Raw genomic sequence first — 21,940 nt, 5'->3', positions numbered from 1 at the left:
CTACAGCCCCCAGGCGATCAGGGTTTCGGCCAGCGCGAGATACAGCGGAATGCCGACCAGGATGTTGAACGGAAAGGTGATGCCCAGCGACGCCGTCAGCGACAACGAAGGGTTGGCCTCAGGCAATGCCAGTCGCATAGCCGCCGGTACCGCAATATAGGAGGCGCTGGCGGCCAGCGTGGCGAGCATGGCAGTGCCCCCGAGCGACAGGCCCATCAGTCGCGCTAGCAGCGCACCGATCACCGCGCCTACCAGTGGCATGCCCAGGCCGAACACCGCCAGCCTCAGCCCATAGCGGCGCAGGGAGCCCATCTGGCCGGACGCAATCAACCCCATTTCCAGCAGGAAGAGTGCGAGCACTGGCTTGAACATGCTGGTGTAGAAGGGCTCGAGCGGCTTGATCCCCTCCTTGCCGGCGATGGCGCCGATGATCAATCCTCCCAGTAGCAGCATGATGCTCTTGCCGAGAAAGATCTCGCGCCCCAGCTCCTTCCAATGTGTATCGCGGCTGATCCCCTTGGCCAGGATTATGCCGATAAGGATCGCCGGGATTTCCAGGATCGCCACGAACAGCGGCATGTAGCTTTCGAAGGCGATTTTGTTGGCCAACAGAAAGGCCACTACCACGGCAAAGGTACCGGCACTGACCGAGCCGTAGTGCGCCGCCACGCTGGCCGAGTCGACCCGCGAAAAGCCCAGCAGCCGCAGAAACGGAAACGCCAACAGTGGCAGCGTACAACCCAGCAGCAACACAAGCGCGGACTGGCCCAGCAGCGCTGCGCTGGCCTGTTCGGCCAGCTCGACACCACCGTGTAGACCGATCGCCAGCAGCAGCAGAATGGACAGCGTGTCGTACAACGCCGGTGGCAGCTTCAACTCACTCTTCACCAACCCGGCAAACAGGCCGAACAGGAAGAACAGCACTACTGGGTCGAGCCCCATCGATACCTCCCGGATTCATTGAACAGAAAAAAGGGAGCCTTTCGGCTCCCAGAGGACAATTGCTTAGGCTTCGATCTCGATAAGAAGATCGCCGGGGGTCACCCGGTCACCTTTGGCCACATGCACCGCTTTCACCTTGCCGGCGATCGGCGCCTGGATCTCGGTTTCCATCTTCATCGCTTCGCTGATCAGCACGGCCTGGCCGGCCTTGACCACGTCGCCCTCCTTGACCAGCACGTCCACCACGTTGCCCGGCATGCTGGTGCTCACGTCCCCCGGACCATTGGCCTGTTTACGCTGACCGCCGCCGCTGCCGCCGACGAAGTTGTTCAGTGGCTCGAACACCACTTCTTCCGGCATGCCATCGATAGAGAGGAAGAAGTGCCGCTTGCCTTCACCCTTCACGCCTACGCCGGTGATATCGACGCGGTAGGTCTCGCCGTGCACGTCGATGACGAACTCGGTCGGCACGCCCTGCGCGCCCGCGGCAGTTGCCGTGCTGCCATCCGGAATCGGCAGCAGCACTTCTGGCACCAGCGTACCGGCTTCACGCTCCTCAAGAAACTTGCGGCCAATGTCGGGGAACATGGCGTAGGTCAGCACGTCCTCTTCGGATTTCGCCAGCGCACCGACCTCCCGCCGCAGCTTGTCCAACTCGGGTTTAATCAGATCGGCCGGACGCACCTCGATGAGCTCCTCACCGCCGATGGCCTGGCGCTGCAGCTTGGCGTCGATGGTGCCCGGCGCCTTGCCGTAGCCGCCTTGCAGGTAGAGCTTCACTTCGTTGGTGATGGTTTTGTAGCGCTCGCCGGCGAGCACATTGAAAAACGCCTGGGTGCCGACGATCTGCGAGGTGGGCGTCACCAACGGCGGGTAGCCCAGGTCCTTGCGCACGCGAGGGATCTCGGCCAGCACTTCATCCATACGGTTGAGTGCGCCCTGCTCCTTGAGCTGGTTGGCCAGGTTGGAAATCATCCCGCCCGGGACCTGGTTGACCTGCACGCGGGTGTCGACGCCGGTGAAATCGCTCTCGAACTGGTGGTACTTCTTGCGCACCGCATAGAAGTACAGGCCGATCTCCTGCAGCAGCTCCAGGTCGAGGCCGGTGTCGTAGGGCGTGCCGCGCAGCGCAGCGACCATCGACTCGGTGCCAGGGTGACTGGTGCCCCAGGCCATGGACGAGATCGCCGTGTCTATGTGATCCGCGCCGTTTTCGATGGCTTTTAACTGGCACATGCTGGCGACGCCCGCCGTGTCATGGGAATGGATGAACACCGGCAGGTCGATCTCGGCCTTCAGCGCACGAACCAGCTCGCCGGTGGCGAACGGTGTCAGCAAACCGGCCATGTCCTTGATGGCGATGGAGTCGACGCCCATGTCGCGCATCGCCCGCCCCTGCTCGACGAACAGCTCGACGGTATGCACCGGGCTGGTGGTGTAGGCGATGGTGCCTTGCGCGTGCTTGCCGGTCTTCTTCACCGCCCGGATGGCGGTTTCGAGGTTTCGCACGTCGTTCATCGCATCGAAGATGCGGAACACGTCGATGCCGTTCTCTGCCGCCTTGGCGCAGAACGCCTCGACCACGTCATCGGCGTAGTGCCGGTAGCCCAGCAGGTTTTGTCCGCGCAGCAACATCTGCAACCGGGTGTTGGGCAGCGCGGCCTTGAGCTGGCGCAGGCGCTCCCACGGGTCTTCTTTCAGAAAACGCACGCAGGCGTCGAAGGTCGCGCCGCCCCATACTTCGAGGGACCAGTAACCGACGCGGTCGAGCTTGTCGCAGATCGGCAGCATGTCCTCGGTGCGCATACGGGTGGCCAGCAGCGACTGGTGGGCGTCACGCAGGATGGTGTCGGTAACGGTGATTTTCTTCTGAGCAGTCATGGTTCGTTCCTCACAGGCCTGCGTGGGCGGCGATGGCGGCAGCGATTGCCAGGGCCAGTTCGCCCGGCTTGCGTTTGATCGAGTAGTTCAGCAGTTCCGGATGGTTGTCGACGAAGCTGGTGTTGAACTGCCCGCTGCGGAAATCCGGGTTGGCGAGAATCTGCTGGTAATAGGTGGCGGTGGTTTTCACACCTTGCACGCGCATGTCGTCCAGCGCACGCGAGCCGCGCGCCAGCGCCTCCTCCCAGGTCAGTGCCCAGACGATCAGCTTCAGGCACATGGAGTCGTAATACGGGGGAATGGTGTAGCCGGTGTAGATCGCCGTATCGGTGCGCACACCGGGGCCGCCGGGGGCGTAGTAACGGGTGATCTTGCCGAAGCAGGGCAGGAAGTTGTTACGCGGTTCCTCGGCGTTGATGCGGAATTGCAGGGCGAAGCCGCGATACTGGATGTCCTCCTGCTTGACCGAGAGCGGCAGACCGGAGGCGATGCGGATCTGCTCGCGGACGATGTCGATGCCGGTGATTTCCTCGGTGATGGTGTGCTCCACCTGCACGCGGGTGTTCATTTCCATGAAGTACACCTCGCCTTCGGCGAGCAGGAACTCCACGGTGCCGGCGTTCTCGTAACCCACCGCCTTGGCCGCACGCACCGCCAGGTCGCCAATATAGGCGCGCTGTTCCGGGGTGAGCTGAGGGCTGGGGGCGATCTCGATGAGCTTCTGGTTGCGGCGCTGGATCGAGCAGTCGCGCTCGAACAGGTGCACGGTGCTGCCAAAGGAGTCAGCGAGAATTTGCGCCTCGATGTGCTTGGGCTCGACGATGCATTTCTCAAGGAATACATCAGCCGATCCGAAGGCTTTGGTCGCCTCGGAGATGACGCGCGGGTAGGCCTGGGCCAGCTCGTCACGCGAGTTACAGCGGCGGATACCACGACCGCCGCCACCCGAGGTGGCTTTGAGCATCACCGGATAGCCGATGCCCTCAGCTGCGGCCAGCGCTTCTTCGACATCCGCCACGTTGCCTTCGGTGCCCGGCGTGACCGGCACGCCGGCCTTGATCATGCTGCGCCGCGCCTCGGTCTTGTCGCCCATGCGTCGAATCACTTCGGCGCTGGGGCCGACGAAGCGGATGCCGCGCTCGGCGCAGATTTCCGCCAGTTCGGCGTTTTCGGACAGAAATCCATAGCCTGGATGCAACGCATCACAGCCGGTCTCCACGGCCAGGTTCACCAGCTTGCGCGGGTTGAGGTAGCCGGCAAGCGGATCGTCGCCAATGAAATGGGCCTCGTCGGCACGCTTGACGTGCAACGCGTGCCGGTCGGGCTCGGCAAACACCGCCACCGAGCGTACGTCCATTTCGGCACAAGCCCGCACGATGCGGACGGCGATTTCACCGCGGTTAGCGATCAGCAGCTTCTTGATCACGCTGTCATTCCCTCGGTCGATGAGCAGAAGGCCGCCTTGAGGGGCCATGTCACGCCTGCACGTTGTACAAGCCTATAAACCCTACGCCTACCGGCATGATTACTGAAAATGAATAATAGTTTGATCTTGCATAAGTAATAACTTATACGCTCAGTCAAACCCGCACTGAACGGGCCTTAGCGGCCTAGCGATCAGCGGGATCAATGGACCCAACTAAACAGGAGCGGCGGAATCAATGCGCAAAAGCATGATGCGGATAACCTTGCGTCAGCTGCAGGTGTTCCGGGCGGTATGTGAAAGCCGCTCCTATAGCCGAGCGGCAGAAGAAATGGCGCTGACCCAGCCAGCCGTGAGCTTGCAGATTCGCCAACTCGAGGAGCTGATCGGCCAGCCGCTGTTCGAGTATCTGGGCAAAAAACTCTACCTGACCGCCGCTGCCGAAGCGCTGCAGCGCGCCAGCACCGACATATTTGGGCGCCTGGACAGCCTGGATATGCAGCTATCCGACATGCAGGGCTCGCTACAGGGTCAGCTGAATCTGGCGGTCGAGTCGAGCGCCAAATACATCACGCCGCACCTGTTTGCGGCCTTCAAACGCAAGCATCCAGAGGTCAGCCTGGAACTCGTGGTGGTCAACCATGCGCAGGCGGTCAAACGCCTTTCGATCAGCCGCGACGATCTACTGATCATGTCGCAGGTGCCGACTGACATGGATCTGGAATTCATGCCATTCCTGAACAACCCCATCGTGGCCGTCGCACCGACTGATCATCCACTAAGCCAGGCGACATCCCTGACCTTGCAGGACCTGACCGCCTACCCACTGCTAGTCCGAGAGCCGGGATCGGGTACGCGCAAAGCTGGCGAAGACTATCTGCGCCAGAAGCGTGCGCATTTCGCCCAGACGATCCAGGTGGCCTCACTGGACGCGCTACGCGAGAGCGTCGTAGCAGGGCTCGGCGTAGCGCTGATGCCACGCCATGCAGTCCACCTGGAGCTGGCTCACGGCCTGCTGCGAGAGCTGCCAGTTGAGGAGCTACCGCTGTACCGCAGCTGGTGCGTGGTACATCCGCGAGCCAAGCGGCTGAGCCCGGTGGCTCAGGCGTTCTTCACTTTTATCCGCGAAGAACGCGCGCAGATCATCGCCCTGGCTGCGCGCTTTGACGGCTCGCAGGCAAACCCTCCAGCAGCGGGCTGACCATCAGCAGGTCGGGGAACTCCATCAGCTGTGCATGCAGCTGGCGCTGCTCGTCGTAGCTTTCGATGGCACGGCGGAAATGCATGCGGCGCTCGTCCAGCTGCTTGCGGCGGGCACGGGCATCGAGGTTGACGTAGGCTTCACGGTGCTGGGACATGCGCGGTCTCCGGAACAGGTGTCGGGAGAGCCCAGCATCGAAGCCCCGGGTGACGCTATGAGGACCAGCAGATGACGGAGCGATGAACGCCGCTCAAGCGCTCGTCAATCTTCGTGCGGCTTCACCGATTTCGGCGACAGGCGCAGGCTACGCAAGCTGCGCTTCACGCTCTTGAGGTGATTGACCAGGCTCGGACCGCGTGCCATCGCCACACCCATCGCCAGTACATCGATCACCACCAGATGCGCAATACGCGAGGTCAGCGGCGTATAGATCTCGGTGTCTTCCTGCACGTCGATGGCCAGGTTGATGGTCGCCAGTTCGGCGAGCGGGGTCTGGCTCGGACAGAGGGTGATCAGCGTAGCGCCAGATTCGCGAACCACATTCGCCGTGATCAACAAATCCTTGGAGCGGCCCGACTGGGAAATGCAGATCGCCACGTCGGTGGGCTTCAGCGTGACAGCCGACATCGCTTGCATGTGCGGGTCGGAATAGGCCGCGGCGCTGAGCAGCAGGCGGAAGAACTTGTGCTGGGCATCGGTCGCCACCGCGCCGGATGCGCCAAAGCCGTAAAACTCGACTCGCTCGGCCTTGGCCATCGCCGCCACTGCGCGCTCGAGCGCATCGGAGTCGAGCTTCTCGCGCACTTCCATCAGCGTGTGCAGGGTGGTGTCGAAGATTTTCAGCGCGAAATCGGTGACCGAGTCGTTTTCGCTGATGGCGAACTGGCCGAAGCTGGCGCCGGCAGCAAGGCTCTGCGCCAGTTTCAATTTGAGGTCCTGAAATCCCAGGCAACCGATGGCGCGGCAGAAGCGCACGATGGTCGGCTCACTGACTCCCACCACATGGGCCAGGTCGGCCATTGAACTGTGCATCACGGCAGCTGGATCGAGGAGTACATGGTCGGCGACTTTCAGCTCCGACTTGCGTAACGAACCTCTCGATTGGGCAATGTGTTGCAGCAGGTTCACGTGGCGGACTCGCTATGATCAAAACCTGGCAAGAATGGTCGAACGCTGCGGGTGCGCTCGCATCCGTCAAGCCGGCTGGGTTGTAGTGGGCTTGTAGTTATACTACAAGCCTCGCAGTATCGCCCACCTATCGAGTCTGTCCACCTTCTAGGAGTGACGCTGTGTCCATTTCCTGCGACATGCTGGTATTTGGCGGTACCGGCGACCTGGCGCTACACAAACTCATCCCTGCACTCTATTACCTGCACCGCGAGCATCGTCTGCATGATGATGTCCGCATCCTGGCGATTGCGCGCCAGGATATTGATCGCAACGCCTATCTCGCGTTGGCCGAGCGACATATCCGAGCGCAAATCGCGCGCACGGACTTCGAGGCTGAAATCTGGAATGCGTTCAGCCAGCGCCTCGACTACTTCCCCATGGACGCCACTCAGAGGGGTGAGTACGTCCGTCTGGCGCATCACCTCGGCCAGGCCGAAGGCCGCGTGCGGGTCCACTACCTGGCGACCGCGCCCAACTTATTCGAGCCTATTGCCTCGAACCTTGAGAGCGCCGGGCTTGCCGGAGAAGACGCGCGCATCGTCCTGGAGAAGCCCATCGGCCATTCCCTCGAATCAGCACTCGAGATCAACGAGGCCATCGGTAACGTCTTCCCCGAATCGCGCATTTATCGGATCGACCACTACCTCGGCAAGGAAACCGTGCAGAACCTCATGGCACTGCGTTTTGCCAACGCTCTGTTCGAGCCAATCTGGCGCAGCGGCCATATCGATCATGTGCAGATCACGGTGGCCGAGACCCTTGGCGTCGAGGAACGCGGCAGCTATTACGACCATGCCGGCGCCATGCGCGACATGCTGCAGAATCACCTGCTGCAACTGCTCTGCCTGGTGGCGATGGAAGCCCCGGTGCGCTTCGATGCCAAATCGATTCGCGGCGAAAAGGTCAAGATTCTGGAAGCCCTCAAGCCGATTACCGGTAACGACGTGCAGGACAAGACCGTGCGCGGGCAGTACGTCGCCGGGCAGATCGGCGGCAATGATGTGCAGGCTTACTACTTCGAAAAGGACGTGGATAACGACAGCGACACCGAAACCTTCGTCGCCGTAAAGGCCGAAATCGACAACTGGCGCTGGGCTGGCGTGCCCTTCTACCTGCGCACTGGCAAGCGCATGGCGAAGAAGCGCTCGGAAATCATCATCACCTTCAAACAGGTGCCGCACATGCTGTTCACCAAAGGCGAGGTCAACCGCCTGGTGATCCGCCTGCAGCCGGAGGAGAGCATCAGCCTGCAGCTCATGGCCAAGGCACCCGGTAAAGGGATGCAACTGGAGCCCGTCGAGCTCGATCTGAATCTGGCCCATGCGTTCAGCAGCACACGCCGCTGGGAGGCCTACGAGCGTCTGTTGCTGGACGTTATCGAAGGCGACTCGACACTGTTCATGCGCCGCGATGAGGTGGAAGCGGCCTGGAACTGGGTCGATCCGATCCTCTGCGGCTGGCAGAGTCACTACCGCAAGCCCAGGCCCTATCCGGCCGGAACGGACGGTCCCGAGCAAGCACACCAACTGATTGAGCATCAGGGTCGGCAATGGTGGCGCTGAGCCAGCCTAAGCATCCAATTGGCGGCCCTGCAAAATCGCTTCCAGCCGCGAAATAGAGCGGTCAAATGCAAGTATCGGCAACTAACAAACCAGGTGCCTGGCAACTATCGACTGAACTTCCGAACATCATCAATTTGTCGCGCTGACAAAAAAAATTAACAGAACGCGACGAAGTCGTCATCTCCGCGGAGCAGATCGCCGATATCTAGGCATGATATCGGCGACTGAACTCGCTCGCTCTAGCCCGTCGAGCCGGGCTTAAACCAGCCGTAACTTCGGATGGTTCTAGCCAGACTAATGCGCACGTTATCCACAACCAAACCGCTATCACCACGATCAGCTAAACGCCTTGTTTCGCGCGGGCTCTGTCAAATTTCGCAAGCACGGTGACGTACTCTTCTGCCGCGCCCGAAACAGGCCGATCTATTCGCCCAGCCCATGAGCCAAATCCGACGCGCATATTCGGCCGTATATACACTCCAGATCGAGTCCGGTGACGGCGCTTGACCGGCAAGTTCAACTTTCGCGATAAACGGCGAACTTCGGAGATATCAGCGGCGAATCAACGCCCATGATCGGCGACTGAGGTTGAGATTAATTTTTTGATGTGTTTATTCTAGAAAAGGATTTCAATCAGCAACCCCAAAGGTCTTGTTTTGAGTGTTCCTACCGTAACGCTCCGTCGCCCAACCGACGGCGACGGTTTCCCCCTCCATGAGCTGGTAGCACGCTGCCAACCTCTGGACACAAATTCGGCGTACTGCAACCTCCTGCAATGCTCCGATTTCGCCGACACCTCCATTGCCGCCACAAACGCGGATGGCCAATTGGTAGGTTTCATTTCCGGTTACTGCCCTCCTGCTCGCCCAGACACTTTGTTCGTCTGGCAAGTCGCAGTCGACGCGTCGATGCGCGGTCAGGGGCTGGCGCTGCGCATGCTGATGGCACTGGTCGCACGAGTCGCCAGAGAGCAGGGCGTCGCTAACCTGGAAACCACCATCTCGCCGGACAACGGGGCATCCCAGGCGCTGTTTAAAAAGGCCTTCGCCAAACTTGGCGTCGACTACAGCACCCGCACCCTGTTCTCCCGCGCCGAACACTTTGCCGGCAAGCATGAAGACGAAGTGCTCTACCGCGCCGGCCCGTTCGCCGCACCTAATTCAGAAGAAGAACTAGAGGAAAACGCATGAAAACTTTCGAACTGCACGAATCTGGCGTTCGCAGCTACTGCCGCTCCTTCCCAGTGGTCTTCAAGCAAGCCCGTGGCGCTGAACTGATCACCCGCGAAGGCAAGCACTACATCGACTTCCTCGCTGGCGCTGGCACGCTCAACTACGGCCACAACCATCCGGTGCTCAAGCAGGCGCTGCTCGATTACATCGAAGCTGACGGCATCACCCATGGTCTGGACATGTACTCCGAGGCGAAGGAAACCTTCCTATCGACCTTCGACCGCCTGATCCTCAAGCCGCGCAAGATGGATTACGTCATGCAGTTCACCGGCCCGACCGGCACCAACGCGGTGGAAGCCGCGCTGAAGCTGGCGCGCAAGGTGACCGGCCGCAACAACGTCATCAGCTTCACCAATGGCTTCCACGGCTGCAGCATCGGCGCGCTGGCGGCGACCGGCAACAAGCATCACCGTGGCGCCGCCGGTGTACCGCTGACTGACGTCAGCCGCATGCCCTATGCCAACTACTTCGGTGACAAGGTCAACACCATCGCGATGATGGACAAACTGCTGACCGACCCATCCAGCGGCATCGACAAGCCGGCCGCGGTGATCGTGGAAGTTGTTCAGGGCGAAGGCGGCCTCAACGCCGCATCCGCCGAGTGGGTCCGCAAGCTGGAGAAACTCTGCCGCAAGCACGAGATGCTGCTGATCGTTGATGACATCCAGGCCGGCTGCGGCCGTACTGGTACGTTCTTCAGCTTTGAAGAGATGGGCATCAAGCCGGACATGATCACCTTGTCCAAGTCGCTGTCGGGCTATGGCCTGCCTTTCGCCATGGTGCTGCTGCGCAAAGAGCTGGACCAATGGAAGCCGGGCGAGCACAACGGCACCTTCCGCGGTAACAACCACGCGTTCGTCACTGCTGCTGCTGCCATCGAACACTTCTGGAAAGACGACGAGTTCGCCAATAGCGTCAAGGCCAAGGGCAAGCGTATTGCCGACGGCATGAACAAAATCGTTCGCCGCTACGGCCCGGATTCACTGTTCGTCAAAGGTCGCGGCATGATGATCGGCATCAGCTGCCCGGACGGCGACACCGCCGCCGCGATTTGCCGCCATTCCTTCGAGAACGGCCTCGTCGTCGAAACCAGCGGCGCCCACAGCGAAGTGGTCAAGTGTCTCTGCCCGCTGATCATCAGCGAAGAGCAGATCGACAAGGCTATGAGCATCCTGGACAAGGCCTTCGCCGCCGTTATGTCCGATCAAGCCGCCAACCAAGCTTCTTGAGGATTGAAGAATGATCGTACGTACCCTGGCTGAATGCGAGCAGTCCAACCGCAAGATCAAGACCGATACCTGGGACAGCACGCGGATGCTGCTCAAGGACGACAAAATGGGCTTCTCGTTCCACATCACCACCATCTACGCCAACACCGAGACGCACATCCACTACCAGAACCATCTGGAGTCGGTCTATTGCATGAGCGGCAATGGCGAGATCGAGACCATCGCTGACGGCAAGATCTACAAAATCGAGCCCGGCACTCTGTACATCCTCGACAAGCACGACGAGCACCTGCTCCGTGGCGGCAGCGAGGAAATGAAGTTGGCGTGCGTCTTCAACCCGCCACTCAACGGCAAAGAAGTGCATGACGAAAGCGGTGTGTATCCGCTTGAGGCCGAAACCGTAGTCTGATGCGACTCCGCAGGGCGGCTGCACCCCGCCCTGCGACACCCGATTCAAGGAGAGTTTAAAGTGAACCCCGTGCAAGCCGACCTGTACCCTTCGCGCCAGCACGACGAACCTAGCTGGCAAGAGCGTATGGACCCGGTCGTCTACCGCAGTGACCTGGCCAACGCCCCGATCGCACCAGAGATGATCGAACGCTTCGAGCGTGACGGCTATCTGGTCATCCCCAATCTGTTCAGCGCCGAGGAAGTCGCGGTATTCCGCGAAGAACTCGACCGCATGCGTCAGGACCCGGCCGTTGCCGAGTCCGGCAAGACCATCAAGGAACCCGACAGCGGCGCGATCCGCTCGGTGTTCGCCATCCACGCCGACAATCCGTTGTTTGCCCGTGTCGCCAGCGACGAGCGCATTGCCGCCATCGCCAGCTTCATCCTCGGTGGTGACATTTATGTGCATCAGTCGCGGATGAACTTCAAACCCGGCTTCACCGGCAAAGAGTTCTACTGGCACTCCGATTTCGAAACCTGGCACGTCGAAGACGGCCTGCCACGCATGCGCACCCTGAGCTGCTCGATCCTGCTGACCGACAATGAGCCGCACAACGGCCCGCTGATGCTGGTGCCTGGATCACACAAGCACTACATCCGTTGCGTTGGTGCGACACCGGAGAACCACTACCAGAAGTCCCTGCGCAAGCAGGAGTTCGGTGTACCGGATCACGACAGCCTGACCGAGCTGGCGGACCGTTATGGCATCGAGACCGCTACGGGCCCGGCGGGCAGCGTGGTGTTCTTCGATTGCAACACCATGCACGGCTCCAACAGCAACATTACACCCAGCGCGCGCAGCAATCTGTTCTATGTCTACAACCATGTAGATAATGCCGCGCAGGCGCCGTTCTGCGGCCTCTCGCCACGTCCGGCCTTCGTCGGTGAACGCGAGAATTTCGAGCCCCTGCAGATCCAGAAGCAGAAGTATCTCTGACGTACCCGATCAGGCCCGACTACCGGGCCTGTTCTTTGTTGGCGGCCGAGAGGCGGCCCAGGGATGAAAATTCACCCCCAAGACGGGAAGTTGAATCGATGCATACCGTAGAAAAAATCGGCGGCACATCCATGAGCCGCTTCGACGAGCTATTGGACAATATCTTTATCGGCGGACGCGAAGGCGACGAGCTCTATCAGCGCGTCTTCGTCGTCTCAGCCTACAGCGGCATGACCAACCTGCTGCTGGAACACAAGAAGACTGGCGAACCCGGCGTCTACCAACGCTTCGCCGACGCTCGCAACGAGGGCGCCTGGCTCGATGCACTGGACATCGTCCGCGAGCGCATGCTCGGCAAGAACGCTGAGCTGTTCGCCAGCGACTTCGAGCTGCGTGCCGCCAACCAGTTCATCAACTCGCGCATTGACGATGCCCGCGAGTGCATGAGCAGCCTGCAGCGCCTCTGTGCCTATGGCCACTTCCAGCTCGACGAGCACCTGATGAAGGTCCGCGAGATGCTCGCCTCCCTCGGCGAGGCGCACTCGGCATTCAACTCGGTGTTGGCGCTCAAGCATCGCGGCGTCAACGCGAAAATGGTCGACCTCACCGGCTGGCATCGCGACGCGCCGCTGCCCTTCGAAGAAATGGTGCGCCATAGCTTCGAAGAGGTCGACCTCTCCCGCGAACTGGTGGTCGCAACCGGCTACACGCACTGCAGCGAAGGCCTGATGAACACCTTCGACCGCGGTTACAGCGAGATCACCTTTGCTCAGATTGCCGCTGCTACCGGTGCCCGTGAAGCGATCATCCACAAGGAATTCCACCTTTCCAGCGCCGACCCGAACCTGGTCGGAGCGGACAAGGTGGTCACCATCGGCCGTACCAATTACGACGTCGCCGACCAGTTGTCGAACCTGGGCATGGAAGCGATCCATCCGCGCGCGGCCAAGACGCTGCGTCGTGCTGGCATCGAGCTGCGCATCAAGAACGCCTTCGAGCCAGACCACGCCGGCACGCTCATCAGCCAGGACTACAAGAGCGAGCGGCCCTGCGTCGAGATTATCGCCGGGCGCAAGGATGTCTTCGGCATCGAAGTGTTCGATCAGGACATGCTCGGCGACATCGGCTACGACATTGAGATCAGCAAGCTGCTCAAGCAGCTGCGTCTCTATGTGGTGAACAAGGACTCCGATGCCAACAGCATCACCTACTACGCGTCGGGCTCGCGCAAATTGATCAACCGCGCCGCGCGGCTGATTGAGGAGAAGTATCCGGCTGCGGAAGTGACCGTGCACAACGTCGCCATCGTCTCGGCGATCGGCTCCGACCTCAAGGTCAAAGGAATCCTCGCCAAGACCGTCGCGGCCCTGGCCGGTGCCGGTATCAGCATCCAGGCGGTGCATCAGTCGATCCGCCAGGTTGAGATGCAGTGTGTGGTCAACGAGGAAGACTACGACGACGCCGTCGCGGCCCTGCACCGCGCGCTGATCGAGCCGGAAAACCACGGTGATGTGATCGCCGCAGCCTAAGCTACGGCTGCACTGACCGCCGGCCTTGGCTCTAGCCAGGGTCGGCAGTTTGCTGTCCGCCGTCGCTGGAGGACCCGGCCAGCTTGCGCCGCCGATACCAGGTGGCAAAAAACACCACCGCCAGCAACAGCTCGGCGAGATCGCCGCCGTAATACATCAATTGTGCAGCCGCTTCGATTTCCGCCAGGTCGTGGCCGGCGTCGCGCGGAAAGCCGTAGGCATACATGAGTTTGCCCAGCACGGCATGAGCGGCAATCGCCACGAACAGTACGATCAGCCGCAACCACATGCCGGGGCGATGCGGCGCAGGGTCCGGTCCGGCAATCGACCAGCTGAAAAGATAGCCCGCCAGTACGAAGTGCAGATGCAGCCATACATGCAGGACAGGTTCGCTGAAGCTCAGCTGGTATAGCGGCGTGAGATAGAGGATGTACAGCGCGCCGACATTCAACATCAGTGCGGTCACCGGATGGCTCAGGCAGCGCACCGGCACGCTGCCCGCAAACTCGGTAATTCGTCGGGCGGTCACGGCCGGCACACTGCGCAACAGCAGCGTGCCCGGCGAGCCGAGCATCATCGCAATCGGCGCGAACATGCCGAGCAGAAGATGCTGCGCCATGTGCCCGCGCAGGTCTGCATGGCCCCACTCGACCATAAACGGCGAAAACGCGGCCACCAGCAGCCCGCACCCCAGACTGAAACTGACGGTGCGCCAGCAATGCCAGGTCTTTCGACGCCGCCGTTGCGCGCGTACACCGAGAACATACGCAAACCAGAGGGCCAGCGTCAGCAAGACCAGCAGCGAGGTGCCGGCCAGGGTGAGTAGATGGGTATCGTGGGCCACCGGCTACCGACCCCCTTGCAACGAGGCAGGGGATGACCGAGCTGTTCGCCAGATCATGAAGCCTATCGCCAGCAGCAGCGCGCCAAAGGCATTCCACGCCAGGTCGTAGAGCAGAAGATTATCCACGTAGCGCACCTGATGCAGCCGGAGAATCTTGTGATCGACGATCCCATCGAACAGTTGAAAGCCACCTGCGCCAAGAAACAAACCGGCCCAACCGTGCAAGCGCGACACCGCGCGGCGGCTGCTCAGCTGCACGAACAGGTAAAAGCCGGCGGCCAGCATTAGCAGCTCGGCTGAATGCAACAGACCGTCAGATATCAGCCCGACGGTTTGTGTGGATCGGTCGAAAAAATGGTGCCAGGCGAGTATCTGGTGAAAGACGATCTCGTCGATGGCGGCCATCAAACCAATCCCGAAAAAGCTCGTCGCGATCAGACTACCTCTGGCATCGGCGGGGTGTTTGCTCACGATGGGCCTCCGGCTGCTAACGGGTTGGCTTGCATCGGAACTCGGTACGCTCGACTCAAGCCCTGTCTATGAGTGACTGGGGTCAGCCTCAGGAGTTCTCCATCGACTTGACCTGACGGGGCGAAAAGCGCCGGCCAACTCAGTAGAATCCGCACACTTTCTGCTGGTATACAGAGCCACCGCACCATGACCCACCCTCGCACCGAACTGCTGTCGCCCGCCGGCACCCTGAAATCCATGCGCTACGCCTTTGCCTACGGCGCCGACGCGGTCTACGCCGGGCAGCCGCGCTACAGCCTGCGCGTGCGCAACAATGAATTCGACCACGCCAACCTGCGTCTGGGGATCGACGAGGCGCATGCCCAGGGCAAGCAGTTTTATGTGGTGGTCAACATCGCGCCGCACAACGCCAAGCTGCGCACCTTCATCAAGGATCTCGAGCCGGTGGTCGCCATGGGCCCGGATGCGCTGATCATGTCCGATCCCGGTCTGATCATGCTGGTTCGCCAGCACTTCCCCGAGATGACCGTTCACCTGTCGGTACAGGCCAACGCGGTGAACTGGGCCAGCGTCGAGTTCTGGCGGCAGCAGGGCCTCACCCGCGCCATACTCTCGCGCGAGCTGTCGCTGGAAGAGATCGGCGAGATCCGTGAAAAGGTGCCGGGCATGGAGCTGGAGGTCTTCGTTCACGGCGCGCTGTGCATGGCCTATTCCGGACGCTGCCTGCTCTCCGGCTACATCAACAAGCGCGACCCCAACCAGGGTTCCTGCACCAACGCCTGCCGCTGGGAATACAAGGCGCACGAGGGCAAGGAAGACGAGCTGGGCAATATCGTCCAGCAGTATCAGCCGATCCCCGTGCAGCAGCTTGGAGCAGGCGCCATCCAGCCGACTCTGGGTGCCGGCGCGCCGACCGATCAGGTCTTCCTGCTCGAAGACAGCAGCCGTCCTGGCGAAATGATGGAAGCATTCGAGGACGAGCACGGCACCTACATCATGAATTCCAAGGACTTGCGCGCCGTCCAGCATGTCGAGCGGCTGGTACAGATGGGCGTGCATTCGCTGAAGATCGAAGGCCGGACCAAATCCCACTACTACGTGGCGCGCACCGCCCAGGTCTATCGCAAGGCAATCGACGATGCGGTCGCAGGCAGACCTTTCGACAAGTCACTGATGGACACCTTGGAATCGCTCGCGCACCGCGGCTACACCGAAGGCTTTCTGCGTCGTCACGTGCATGACGAATACCAGAACTATGAGCGAGGCTTTTCGCTATCGGAGCGCCAGCAGTTCGTCGGGGAGATGACCGGTGAACGGCGCAACGGGCTGGCCGAAGTGATCGTCAAGAACCGCTTCGCCGTCGGCGATCGCCTGGAGTTGATGACCCCGCAGGGCAACCTGAATTTCCGCCTGGACGGGTTGGAAAACAAACGCGGCGAACGTGTCGATGTGGCACCCGGCGACGGACACGTGCTCTATCTGCCGGTCCCGGAAACAGTGGACCTGCAGTATGCGCTAGTGATGCGGGAGCTGGACGGCGGCACCACCCGCGGCTAGCCGCCAGCACGGCGCTGGCTCAGGACTCGCCACACCGCGTGGCGAGTTTCGCTGCGACAGCCGTAGGGTGGGCTTCAGCCCACCAGCAGTTGGTGGCGCAGAGACAAGCGGTGGGCTGAAGCCCACCCTACGGTCCGCAAAGCCCAGCCCGCACCATCAAACCAAGAGTTTGACGAACTCCTCAGGCGGCACTGGCCGGCTGATCAGGTAACCCTGCATCTCGTCGCAGCCGTGAGCTTTGAGGAAGTCCGCCTGTGCCTGGGTTTCGACGCCCTCGGCGACGACCTTCAGCTCCAGGCTATGGACCATGGCGATGATGGCCCGGACGATGGCTGAATCCTCTCCGACCTGATCCAGTTCGGAAATGAACGAGCGATCGATCTTCACGTAGTCCACCGGGAAGCGCTTGAGGTAGCTGAGCGAGGAATAGCCGGTGCCGAAGTCATCGATCGCCAGCTTCACGCCCAACGCGCGTAACTGGCGGCTGATGTTGATCGCATTGTCGATGTCATCGAGCAGCTGACTTTCGGTCAGCTCCAGCTCGAGCCGGTCGGCGGGCAACCCGGTCTCTTCCAGTACCTGTCGCACCAGGCTGACGAAGTTGCCCTGGCGCAACTGTTTAACGGACAGGTTCACCGACACCCGAATGGCGGCCAGCCCATCGAGTTGCCACTGACGCGCCTGCCGGCAGGCTTCGCGCAGAACAAACTCACCCAGCGGGATGATCAGCCCGGTTTCTTCTGCCAGGGGAATGAAAAAGCCTGGCGCAATCAGGCCTTTCTGCGGATGCCGCCAGCGCACCAGTGCTTCGGCCGCATCCAGGCTGTCTTCCGCCACGTTCAGTCGCGGTTGATAGAAGACTTCCAGCTGGCCTTCCTCGAGTGCGCGACGCAGTTGGTTCTCAAGCTTGAGATTTTCCAGGCTCGACACCTGCAAGCGCTCGGTGAAGAACTGCAGGGTGTTGCCGCCGAGATGTTTGGCATGTTGCATGGCCATGTTCGCCTGCAACAGCAGCGAGGTCGCCTCGCGCGAGTTGTCTGGCATCAGGCTGACGCCGATGGACGCGGTGATGACCAGTTCCTGGTCGTCGAGCGGAATGGGTTTGCTGATGCGCGACAGCAGGCGGCTGCCGCTGTGCGCCAGGCTGGCAAGGCTGCCGTAACCTTCGAGCACCACCACGAACTCGTCACCGGATAAACGGGCAATGGTGTCGGCGTCCGACAACGTATGGGACAGACGGCGGGAGACCTCGCGCAACAGCTGATCAGCCGCCTCGTGCCCAAGGCTTTCATTAAGCGTCTTGAAACGGTCCAAATCGATATACAAAACCGCCAGCCCGCGATTGCTGCATCGGCTACGCTCGCAGGCGCTGTGCAGACGCTCCTTGAGCAGGCTGCGATTGGCCAGTCCGGTGAGCTCGTCGAAGTGGGTCAGGTAACGCAGACGCTCCTCGACCTGGCGCCTGACGCTGAGATCGGAAACGAACGCGACCACGTTGGTGACGTTGCCGTGCCGGTCGTGCACCACTCGCATCTGCGCCCATTGCGGGTACACCTCGCCATTCTTGCGGGTCTCGATCAGCTCGCCTTGCCAGATACCGTGCTGCGCCAGGTTTTCGCGAATAACCGAATACTGCTGGCGGCTGTCCTCGGAACTCGCCAACAGGGCGACGCTTCGTCCGATCAGTTCCTCTCGGCTGAAACCGGACAGCGTGCAGCAGGCCTGGTTGACTGCCAGCAGGTGAAATTCGGGATCCATGATCGCCATGCCCTCACCTGCCGCTTCGAACACCGTGGCCGCCAACCGCAATTGCTCGGCCTGGCGATGGCTCTCGCTGATGTCTCGCCGGGTGCCGATCATGCGCAAGGCCCGGCCGTTAGCATCGCGCTCGGTGACACGCCCGCGGTCTTCGATCCAAATCGAACTGCCGTCGTTGAGCATGGCCCGGTATTGCACGGCATAGCTTTCGGTCTTGCCCTTCAGGTGATCAATCATGTCCTGCCGTACACGCGGGCCATCTTCGGGATGCACTTCGGGACGCTGCTGCTCGGCCAGCAGCAGGCGGTCACTCAGGCCGACACCAAAAACCACATCCATTCTCGAGTGATGGACCTCACCGTTGGCCATGTCCCAGTCCCACATGCCCAGCTCACTGGCTTCCAGCGCCAGGCTCAGGCGTGCCTCACTTTCACGCAGCGCAGCGGTGCGCTCAATCACCCGCCGCTCGAGCCCATCGAAAGCCTCTCGCAGCCGGACCTCGGCATGGCGTCGCTGCTCGATCTCCCGGGCCAGATCGCCGTTTAATTCGAAGGCTTCACCACGCATGCTTTCCAGGCGACGAATCAGCAACTGGTTGTGCAGACGTTGCGCCAGACTGGCCGTCACCAGCCGGTTCATCTGCCAGGCAATCATGCTCAGCGTCAGCAGCACGATTGCCGCCAGCAGCCCCCAACCCTGCAGATGGGGCTCGCCGCTGCTTAACAGCACCACCGCAGCGGGAAGCAGCCCTGGGATGGCAAAGGCGCCGAACGCGCGAAGCGATACGCCGCAGGCCACGCAGCCTGCAAAAAACACCGAGGCAAGCGAACCGAGCAGTACCGTTTGTTGCAGGAATGGCCCGTCTAACGCCAGCTCGATGATCGCGTAGTCCAGCGTCACCGCGCTGGCGATACTGGCCAGCAGGAAAGATCGATACCAGCGGGGGTGCTGCTGCTCCTCGGCGCTGGCCTTGGCGAAGCTGCGCGTCTGCTGCAGCCTCAGCAGGGCGAGTGCAAAGGTCACACCAGACCAGATCGCCAATTGCAGCTTCGGGCCTTCCGTCCAGAGCACGGCAGGGAATACCAGGCTGGTGATGATCATCAGCAGCAGCGCGAGCCGCGAGCCCTCATAGAGCAGCCGCGTGCGCTCGGCCCGCTGATCAAGCTCTGCAAGGTTGAAAGCGGCGTGGTCCTCCATGGCCATTGACGCCGACGGATTGGCTTGTGCGGAATCGGTCATCGGGTTGTTCTTGTAATGGATGTCTGGAGCAGTAGGCCTGCATTAAGCACGCCTCGACAATGGCACGACGCTAGCGTCTGGTCATCGTCTCTCCGACCAAAGACCGTGGATGACGATACGCGGGTATCGATCAGATGGATTTTCGACAGGTCGATGACCACGACCCGCCCCGGCTCTCGGCGCGGTTCCTGTCCTCCCCCAACCAAGCCCTCGCTTGACTGGCGCCCGTCCGTTGCACGAGCGGGTCGGCCGGATTTCCGGCTAGAATGGCGCCCATGCATGACGATCTCTCTCTCCTCCTGAACTCCCTCAACGATGCCCAGCGCCAGGCCGTGGCCGCGCCGCTGGGTCGTCAATTGGTCCTCGCTGGTGCCGGCTCGGGCAAGACCCGCGTATTGGTGCACCGCATCGCCTGGCTGCACCAGGTCGAGCGCGCATCATTGCACTCGATTCTTTCAGTGACCTTTACCAACAAGGCCGCGGCGGAGATGCGCCAGCGCATCGAGCAGCTGATGAAGGTCAACCCTCAAGGCATGTGGGTTGGCACTTTCCACGGGTTAGCGCACCGACTGCTGCGCGCTCACTGGCAGGAAGCAAAGCTGGCGCAGAACTTCCAGATTCTCGATTCCGACGATCAGCAGCGCCTGGTCAAGCGGGTCATCCGCGAGCTCGGCCTGGACGAACAGCGCTGGCCGGCGCGCCAGGCCCAGTGGTGGATCAACGGGCAGAAGGACGAAGGTCTGCGGCCCAAGCACATCCAGCCCAGCGGCGATCTGTTCCTCGCGACCATGCTGAGCATTTATCAGGGCTATGAAGAGGCCTGTGCCCGCGCCGGCGTCATCGACTTTTCCGAATTGCTGCTGCGAGCGCTGGACCTCTGGCGTGACAACCCGGGCCTGCTGGATCACTACCAGCGCCGCTTCCGCCACATTCTGGTGGACGAGTTCCAGGACACCAACGCCGTTCAGTACGCCTGGTTGCGTTTGCTGGCCAAGGGCGGCGACAGCCTGATGGTGGTGGGCGACGATGACCAGTCGATCTACGGCTGGCGTGGCGCACGGGTGGAAAACCTGCATCAGTTCAGCGAAGACTTCCAGGACGCCGTAACCATCCGCCTGGAACAGAACTACCGCTCCACCGCCTGCATCCTCAAGGCCGCCAACGCGCTGATCGCCAACAACCAGGGCCGTCTGGGCAAGGAACTGTGGACCGAAGGCTGCGAAGGCGAGCCGATCAGCCTGTATGCCGCGTTCAACGAGCACGACGAGGCGCGCTACGTGGTCGAGAGCATCGAGAAAGCGATCCGCGACGGCATGAGCCGCAGCGAGATCGCCATCCTCTATCGCTCCAACGCCCAGTCGCGGGTACTCGAAGAAGCCTTGCTGCGTGAACGCATCCCCTACCGCATCTATGGCGGCCAGCGCTTCTTCGAGCGCGCCGAGATCAAGAACGCCATGGCCTACCTGCGTCTGATTCAGGCACGGGACAACGATGCGGCGCTGGAGCGGGTAATCAACGTGCCGGCCCGTGGCATCGGCGAGAAGACTGTCGAATGCCTTCGCCAGCTGGCCCGACAGCAGGAAAGCTCGATGTGGGCCGCGCTGCATCAGGCGGTCGGCACAAAGGTGGTGTCGGGCCGCGCGGCGAGCGCGCTGAACGGCTTCGTCGAGCTGATCGATACCCTCGCGCTGAAGGTCGAGGGCATGCAGCTGCACAACATGGCGCAGCTGGTCATCGAACAGTCCGGCCTGCTGGCGTACCACCGTGACGAGAAAGGTGAGAAAGCCCAGGCGCGGGTGGAAAACCTTGAGGAACTGGTCTCCGCTGCGCGCGCCTTCGACAACTACAGCGAAGACCAGGAAGACGAGCAGACACCGCTCGCCGCCTTCCTTGATCACGCCTCGCTGGAAGCCGGTGAACAGCAGGCCGGCGACCACGAAGACAGCGTGCAGCTGATGACCCTGCACAGCGCCAAGGGCCTGGAGTTTCCGTTGGTGTTCCTGGTCGGCATGGAAGAAGGCCTGTTCCCGCACAAGATGAGCTTGGAAGAACCGGGCCGCTTGGAAGAGGAACGCCGCCTGGCCTACGTCGGCATCACCCGCGCCATGCAGCAACTGATCGTCACCTACGCAGAAACCCGTCGGCTCTACGGGAGCGAGACCTACAATAAAATCTCGCGTTTCATCCGCGAGTTGCCGCCAGCGTTGATCAGCGAAGTCCGTCTGAGCAATACCGTCAGCCGCAGCTTCAACACACGCGGCATGGGTGGCGGCTCGCTGTTCGACGGCGCCAATGTGCCGGATACCCCGTTCAACCTCGGTCAGCGCGTCCGCCATTCGCTGTTTGGCGAAGGCACCATCCTCAACTTCGAAGGTTCCGGCGCCCAGGCGCGGGTGCAGGTGAATTTCGAAAGTGAAGGAAGCAAGTGGTTGATGCTCAGTTATGCCAAACTGGAACCGCTATGACGTTTACGTCAACCTATACCGATACTAATAAAATTCGCCAAAGGAATAGC

At 61.3% G+C, this 21,940-nt stretch carries 17 protein-coding genes; 9 read left to right on the top strand and 8 right to left on the bottom strand.

The features are described 5' to 3' along the window. The 3 genes from ACIGHL_RS09550 to ACIGHL_RS09540 form a co-directional block, all read right to left on the bottom strand. Nucleotides 1-942, bottom strand: coding sequence for a sodium-dependent bicarbonate transport family permease (locus ACIGHL_RS09550; RefSeq protein WP_045422567.1), 942 nt, complete (start codon nucleotides 940-942; stop codon nucleotides 1-3). 63 nt (nucleotides 943-1,005) lie between these two features. Continuing rightward, nucleotides 1,006-2,823, bottom strand: coding sequence for a sodium-extruding oxaloacetate decarboxylase subunit alpha (gene oadA, locus ACIGHL_RS09545; RefSeq protein ID WP_128119631.1), 1,818 nt, complete (start codon nucleotides 2,821-2,823; stop codon nucleotides 1,006-1,008). Between the two features lie 10 nt (nucleotides 2,824-2,833). Continuing rightward, a complete protein-coding gene (locus ACIGHL_RS09540) occupies nucleotides 2,834-4,249 on the bottom strand; it encodes an acetyl-CoA carboxylase biotin carboxylase subunit (protein ID WP_128119632.1) in 1,416 nt (471 codons plus the stop codon). Between the two features lie 250 nt (nucleotides 4,250-4,499). Between ACIGHL_RS09540 and ACIGHL_RS09535 the strand changes: the two genes are divergently transcribed. Beyond that, a complete protein-coding gene (locus tag ACIGHL_RS09535) occupies nucleotides 4,500-5,447 on the top strand; it encodes a LysR family transcriptional regulator (RefSeq protein WP_181689977.1) in 948 nt (315 codons plus the stop codon). Here ACIGHL_RS09535 and ACIGHL_RS09530 read toward each other — a convergent pair. Both ACIGHL_RS09530 and hexR read right to left on the bottom strand, forming a co-directional pair. Further along, nucleotides 5,389-5,604 (bottom strand): PA3496 family putative envelope integrity protein, encoded by a 216-nt coding sequence (locus tag ACIGHL_RS09530; protein ID WP_064481241.1) that lies wholly within the window; start codon nucleotides 5,602-5,604, stop codon nucleotides 5,389-5,391. The genes ACIGHL_RS09535 and ACIGHL_RS09530 overlap by 59 nt on opposite strands. A 104-nt stretch (nucleotides 5,605-5,708) precedes the next feature. Continuing rightward, nucleotides 5,709-6,575: a transcriptional regulator HexR gene (gene hexR, locus ACIGHL_RS09525; protein ID WP_046163525.1), complete on the bottom strand. Its 867-nt coding sequence runs from the start codon at nucleotides 6,573-6,575 to the stop codon at nucleotides 5,709-5,711. 161 nt (nucleotides 6,576-6,736) lie between these two features. Here hexR and zwf point away from each other — a divergent pair, with 161 nt between their 5' ends. The 6 genes from zwf to ACIGHL_RS09495 all read left to right on the top strand — a co-directional run bounded on the left by zwf (nucleotide 6,737) and on the right by ACIGHL_RS09495 (nucleotide 13,556). Next, nucleotides 6,737-8,179: a glucose-6-phosphate dehydrogenase gene (gene zwf, locus ACIGHL_RS09520; RefSeq protein ID WP_101152764.1), complete on the top strand. Its 1,443-nt coding sequence runs from the start codon at nucleotides 6,737-6,739 to the stop codon at nucleotides 8,177-8,179. Nucleotides 8,180-8,835: 656 nt separating this feature from the next. Further along, nucleotides 8,836-9,369, top strand: a complete 534-nt coding sequence (gene ectA, locus ACIGHL_RS09515) for a diaminobutyrate acetyltransferase (protein ID WP_128119634.1) — start codon at nucleotides 8,836-8,838, stop codon at nucleotides 9,367-9,369. Beyond that, nucleotides 9,366-10,640 (top strand): diaminobutyrate--2-oxoglutarate transaminase, encoded by a 1,275-nt coding sequence (gene ectB / locus ACIGHL_RS09510; RefSeq protein ID WP_128119635.1) that lies wholly within the window; start codon nucleotides 9,366-9,368, stop codon nucleotides 10,638-10,640. The genes ectA and ectB overlap by 4 nt, the downstream gene beginning before the upstream one ends. 10 nt (nucleotides 10,641-10,650) lie before the next feature. Next, the gene (locus ACIGHL_RS09505) at nucleotides 10,651-11,049 is read left to right on the top strand and encodes an ectoine synthase (protein WP_045422582.1); all 399 of its coding nucleotides are present in this window, start codon (nucleotides 10,651-10,653) and stop codon (nucleotides 11,047-11,049) included. Nucleotides 11,050-11,118: 69 nt separating this feature from the next. Continuing rightward, nucleotides 11,119-12,027, top strand: coding sequence for an ectoine hydroxylase (gene thpD / locus ACIGHL_RS09500; RefSeq protein ID WP_128119797.1), 909 nt, complete (start codon nucleotides 11,119-11,121; stop codon nucleotides 12,025-12,027). Between the two features lie 98 nt (nucleotides 12,028-12,125). Then, nucleotides 12,126-13,556 carry an aspartate kinase gene (locus ACIGHL_RS09495; RefSeq protein WP_128119636.1) on the top strand — a complete coding sequence of 477 codons (1,431 nt, stop codon included), beginning with the start codon at nucleotides 12,126-12,128 and terminating at the stop codon, nucleotides 13,554-13,556. Nucleotides 13,557-13,587: 31 nt separating this feature from the next. Here the strand turns inward: ACIGHL_RS09495 and ACIGHL_RS09490 are convergent, their stop codons facing one another. Together ACIGHL_RS09490 and ACIGHL_RS09485 are read right to left on the bottom strand one after the other, a co-directional pair. After that, complete coding sequence (locus tag ACIGHL_RS09490) at nucleotides 13,588-14,400, bottom strand: cytochrome c oxidase assembly protein (RefSeq protein ID WP_128119637.1); 813 nt, start codon at nucleotides 14,398-14,400, stop codon at nucleotides 13,588-13,590. Nucleotides 14,401-14,403: 3 nt separating this feature from the next. Further along, the gene (locus ACIGHL_RS09485; RefSeq protein ID WP_128119638.1) at nucleotides 14,404-14,871 is read right to left on the bottom strand and encodes a DUF2243 domain-containing protein; all 468 of its coding nucleotides are present in this window, start codon (nucleotides 14,869-14,871) and stop codon (nucleotides 14,404-14,406) included. 186 nt (nucleotides 14,872-15,057) lie between these two features. Between ACIGHL_RS09485 and trhP the strand changes: the two genes are divergently transcribed. Then, nucleotides 15,058-16,428 (top strand): prephenate-dependent tRNA uridine(34) hydroxylase TrhP, encoded by a 1,371-nt coding sequence (gene trhP / locus ACIGHL_RS09480; protein ID WP_128119639.1) that lies wholly within the window; start codon nucleotides 15,058-15,060, stop codon nucleotides 16,426-16,428. Between the two features lie 156 nt (nucleotides 16,429-16,584). Here trhP and ACIGHL_RS09475 read toward each other — a convergent pair whose 3' ends face one another. Further along, nucleotides 16,585-19,425 (bottom strand): putative bifunctional diguanylate cyclase/phosphodiesterase, encoded by a 2,841-nt coding sequence (locus ACIGHL_RS09475; protein WP_128119640.1) that lies wholly within the window; start codon nucleotides 19,423-19,425, stop codon nucleotides 16,585-16,587. A 275-nt stretch (nucleotides 19,426-19,700) separates the two neighbouring features. Between ACIGHL_RS09475 and uvrD the strand changes: the two genes are divergently transcribed. Then, nucleotides 19,701-21,890, top strand: coding sequence for a DNA helicase II (gene uvrD, locus ACIGHL_RS09470; RefSeq protein WP_128119641.1), 2,190 nt, complete (start codon nucleotides 19,701-19,703; stop codon nucleotides 21,888-21,890). Nucleotides 21,891-21,940 lie beyond the last annotated feature (50 nt).

Source organism: Pseudomonas sp. NPDC077451, from assembly GCF_044543345.1.
Taxonomy (GTDB): Bacteria; Pseudomonadota; Gammaproteobacteria; order Pseudomonadales; family Pseudomonadaceae; genus Stutzerimonas.
Note: the sequence above shows the minus strand (reverse complement) of the source record. Positions and strands in the feature narration are given on the sequence as shown.